This is a genomic window from Mesorhizobium sp. M7A.F.Ca.CA.004.04.2.1 (assembly GCF_004022825.1).
Classification (GTDB): domain Bacteria; phylum Pseudomonadota; class Alphaproteobacteria; order Rhizobiales; family Rhizobiaceae; genus Mesorhizobium.
In genome coordinates this window covers 1-3,910 of record NZ_RZPH01000568.1, presented here as the reverse complement: position 1 = coordinate 3,910, position 3,910 = coordinate 1, and the positions used below count along the sequence as shown (strand labels likewise).

The 3,910-nt window shown below is 63.1% G+C and carries 5 protein-coding genes; 4 read left to right on the top strand and 1 reads right to left on the bottom strand.

Features of this window, described 5'->3' with window-relative positions; genetic code table 11:
• On the top strand, positions 1 to 1,493 hold a 1,493-nt coding region (locus tag EN893_RS22740), incomplete at its 5' end, for a GGDEF domain-containing phosphodiesterase (protein ID WP_164901029.1).
• Between the two features lie 5 nt (positions 1,494 to 1,498).
• Here EN893_RS22740 and EN893_RS22735 read toward each other — a convergent pair.
• The gene (locus EN893_RS22735; protein WP_023808594.1) at positions 1,499 to 2,107 is read right to left on the bottom strand and encodes a YqgE/AlgH family protein; all 609 of its coding nucleotides are present in this window, start codon (positions 2,105 to 2,107) and stop codon (positions 1,499 to 1,501) included.
• Between the two features lie 170 nt (positions 2,108 to 2,277).
• On the opposite strand from EN893_RS22735, the gene EN893_RS22730 reads away from it, so the two are divergent.
• The 3 genes from EN893_RS22730 to EN893_RS22720 all read left to right on the top strand — a co-directional run.
• Positions 2,278 to 3,084 (top strand): protein-disulfide reductase DsbD domain-containing protein, encoded by an 807-nt coding sequence (locus EN893_RS22730; protein WP_127270313.1) that lies wholly within the window; start codon positions 2,278 to 2,280, stop codon positions 3,082 to 3,084.
• Positions 3,085 to 3,169: 85 nt separating this feature from the next.
• On the top strand, positions 3,170 to 3,652 hold the full coding sequence (locus tag EN893_RS22725; RefSeq protein WP_127270016.1) for a peroxiredoxin: 483 nt from the start codon (positions 3,170 to 3,172) through the stop codon (positions 3,650 to 3,652).
• Between the two features lie 75 nt (positions 3,653 to 3,727).
• Positions 3,728 to 3,910 (top strand): DUF2938 family protein (locus tag EN893_RS22720; RefSeq protein ID WP_128361789.1); only part of this gene is annotated, 183 nt, incomplete at its 3' end.

Here is a 3,910-nt window from a genome sequence, read left to right as displayed (position 1 = left end):
TCGACGTGGTGCTCGAACACCGGCGCGGCCGGGTGTCGCAGAATTTCCGCCTGCGCGGCGCCGACGGCCACTATCACTGGTTTTCACTGCGCGCACGCCCGGTCATCGGCTCGGACGGCGAAGTCATCCGCTGCGTCGGCACCATGGTCGACGTGACTGAGCAGAAAAAGTCCGAGGAAAGGCTGCTGCACGACGCCGTGCACGACAATCTGACCGGCCTGCCGAACCGTGAACTTTTGATGAACCGGCTGGAAGCGATCATCTCGATCGCGCGCACCGAAGAGAAGGTGCGGCCGACCGTCTTCGTCATCGACATCGACCGTTTCAAGCAGGTCAATGACGGGCTCGGCATCTCGGCCGGCGATACCATCCTCTTGACCATCGCGCGCCGCCTGCACCGGCTGCTCAAGCCGAAGGATTCGCTGTCGCGCTTTGCCGGCGACCAGTTCGCTTTGATGCTGCTGTCCGAACAAGACCCGGCCCGCATCGCTGCGGTCGCTGATGCCATAAAGCATGCCATCAACAACCCGATCACCTTCGCCAAGCGCGAGATCGTGCTGACCGCGTCGATTGGGCTGATCACCTGGAATTCGCCGCAGATGTCGGCCGAGGACATGGTCAAGGATGCCGAGCTTGCCATGCACCAGGCCAAGCGCTTCGGCGGCGACAGGATCGAGCCGTTCCGTCCGGCTTTCCGCACTGTCGGCACCGACAGGCTGCAATTCGAATCCGACCTGCGCCGCGCCATCGAGCGGCGCGAATTCACGCTTGCCTACCAGCCGATCGTGCGGCTCGAGGACGGCAGTGTCGCCGGCTTCGAGGCGCTGCTGCGCTGGGACCACCCGCGCCGCGGCATGATCCCGCCGGCGGATTTCATCCCGGTAGCCGAAAGCTGCGGTCTTATCGTGCAGCTCGGCCTGTTTGCCATGCAGCAGGCGGCGGAAGATCTCGCCAGCTGGCAAAAACAGATCGGCGACGCGCCGCTGTCGGTCTCGGTCAATTTGTCCAGCCGCCAGTTGATCCGCCGCGACCTGGTCAGCGACGTCCGCTCGGTCATCGCGCGGGCCAATCTGAAGCCGCGCTGCTTCCGGCTGGAGCTCACCGAATCGCTTGTCATGGACAATCCCGAGCAGACCGCCCATGTGCTGACCAAGCTGAAGCAGCTCGGCATCGGCCTGTCGCTGGACGATTTCGGCACCGGCTACTCCTCACTGGCCTACCTGACGCGTTTCCCCTTCGACACCATCAAGATCGACAAGAGCTTCGTCGACGACAACACGCCCAAGCGCGCGGTGCTGCTGAAATCGATGGTCAACATGGCGCATGAGCTCGGCCTGTCCGTCGTCGCCGAGGGCATTTCGGACGAAAGCGATGCGCTGGAACTGCGTCAGATGGGCTGCGAATATGTGCAGAGCTTCATGTTCGGCGCCCCGATGCCGGGCGACCAGGTGCTGAAGACGCTAAAAGAGCAGTATCCGCTGACGCAAGCGTGAGCGGATCAGGCGTGCCCGGCCGCCAGGCTGAGATGCGCAAGGTCGATACCGATCGAGGCGAGGATCCGGTCGTATTTGCGCTCGATATCGGTGTCGAACAGAAGCTCGGCATTGGCCGGACAGGTCAGCCAGCCATTTTCGGCGATCTCGGTCTCCAGTTGGCCGGCGCCCCAGCCGGAATAGCCGAGCGCCATCAGCGCATGACGAGGCCCGCGGCCGGACGATATGGCGCGCAATATGTCGACGGTCGCCGTCAGGCAGATGTCGTCGGAAACGGTCAGCGACGATTCCACCCGATAGTCTCCCGAATGCAGGACGAAGCCCCGGCTGCGGTCCACGGGGCCGCCATTGCGCACGACGAAATCGCGGGCCTGAGCCGGCAATCGGATCGCCTCCTGCTCGTTCATGATGCCCAGTTGCACGAGCAAGTCCGGAAACAGCATCTGCTGCGTCTGGTTGATGATCAGGCCCATGGCGCCTTCATCGGAATGTGCGCAGACATAGATGACCGAGCGCGTGAAACGGTCGTCCTTCATGCCGGGCATGGCAATCAGGAACTGATCGTCGAGAAAGCCGCGACTGGCGACCGTCTTCTTGTGGCGCAACAAGTCCATGAAGGGAGCGTAACGCGTTTCCAAAGCGCCGAAAAGATGCGCCGTGCTGGATTCGACCAAAGCTTGTGGCGGCGGCTCGAACATTCTTCTCCCTCGAAGTCACGCAAATATGATACCGGCAAGGCCATGAAATCATTGCGCGGCCACGAACGGACGATCAAATCACCGCCATGCGAAGCTTGAAAATCCTGCTGCTCGGCGCCGCCATCGGATCGGCAACCGCTCTTCCCGCCGCCGCCTCCTCATCGGCGTGGTACAACAGCGAAGGCGGCAAGGTCCGGCTGGTGACCTCAGGCAAAGCCGACGACACCGGCCGCATCCAGGGCGTTCTCGACATAGCGCTCAAGCCCGGCTGGAAGACATATTGGCGCGATCCGGGCGACGCGGGCGTGCCACCGCAACTCGACATTTCAGCCAGCACCAACATCGCCGACGCAGCGCTATCGTTTCCGGCGCCGCAGCGCCATGACGACGGCTATGGCAAATGGGCAGGCTACAACTATCCGGTTTCTCTGCCGGTGACATTCACGCTGGCGGCGCCGAACCAGCCGGCGTTGATCGATGCCGACATCTTTCTCGGCATCTGCGAAACGATCTGCATTCCGGTGCAGACGCGGCTGACCGTCGACCCCGCCTCCGATCCGGACAATGCCGAGGACGCAGCGCTGGTGAAGGCGAGTTTCGCGGCGCTACCAGCGCCCGCGAGGTCCGATTTCGGCATCGCTGTGCTGCCGGGCGACCACGAGACGCTGATTGTCGAAGCGAGCTTTCCCGGCGATCCGGAGGCGGCGGATTTCTTCGTCGCCGGCGAGCGGGACTACATGTTCGGCACCCCTGCCCGCAGCGAAAAGGACGGCAAGCTGATCTTCACCGTGCCGATCCTCGATCGCCCCTCGACGACGCCGACCGATGGCGGGCTTCACTATACGCTGACGAGTTCGGCGGGCGCGGTCGAAGGGGTTCTGCCTTTCCCTTGATCCAGCCCACCCCAACGGTTGCAGGAAGCCGTCGGGTTCGCTAGGCAAAGACACGTCCTTCCCCATTTTCCCAAGCGAGGAATCCATGACCATTTCCGTTGGCGGCAAGCTGCCTGACGTGACCTTCAAGACGATGACCGCCGATGGCGCCAAGCCGATCACCGGGGCCGAGATCTTCCCGGGCAAGAAGGTCGTGCTGTTTGGGGTTCCCGGCGCCTTCACACCGACCTGCAGCAACAACCATTTGCCGGGTTATCTCGAGAACCACGATGCCATCCTGGCGCGCGGCGTCGACACCATCGCCGTCGTTTCGGTCAACGACGTCCATGTCATGGGCGCCTGGGCGCACTTCACCGGCGGTGAGGGCAAGATCATGTTCCTCGCCGACGGCAGTGGCGATTTCGCCAAGGCGGTAGGCCTCGACAATGACCTTTCCGCCAGCGGCATGGGGCTGCGTTCGAAGCGGTTTTCGATGATCGTCGACGACGGCAAGGTCACCGCGCTCAATGTCGAGACCAAGCCTGGTGTCGACGAGTCCGGCGCGGCTCATATTCTGGGACAGCTCTGAAGTTCAGCGCGGCGTGGGGTGTGGAACGACGATCGCGCTTGTAGCCCAGGGCTTGCGTTTGGGGGGATTCTAGCGATGTTTGACATGTTCTGGCGCGCTATCGCGATCGGCATCGGCGCCACCGTCCTGATGGATCTCTGGGCCATCTTCCTGCACAAGGCGTTCGGCCAGCCACGGCCGAACTGGGGGCCGGTCGGTCGCTGGGTCTGGCATCTCCGTGACAAGGTCTTCCACGACGATATCGGCGGTGCCGCACCG

Bases quoted from the DNA above. Each gene is read 5' to 3' on its own strand.
- EN893_RS22735 (WP_023808594.1), bottom strand. From the start codon at position 2,107: ATGGACTTGTTGCGCCACAAGAAGACGGTCGCCAGTCGCGGCTTTCTC.
- EN893_RS22730 (WP_127270313.1), top strand. From the start codon at position 2,278: ATGCGAAGCTTGAAAATCCTGCTGCTCGGCGCCGCCATCGGATCGGCA.
- EN893_RS22725 (WP_127270016.1), top strand. From the start codon at position 3,170: ATGACCATTTCCGTTGGCGGCAAGCTGCCTGACGTGACCTTCAAGACG.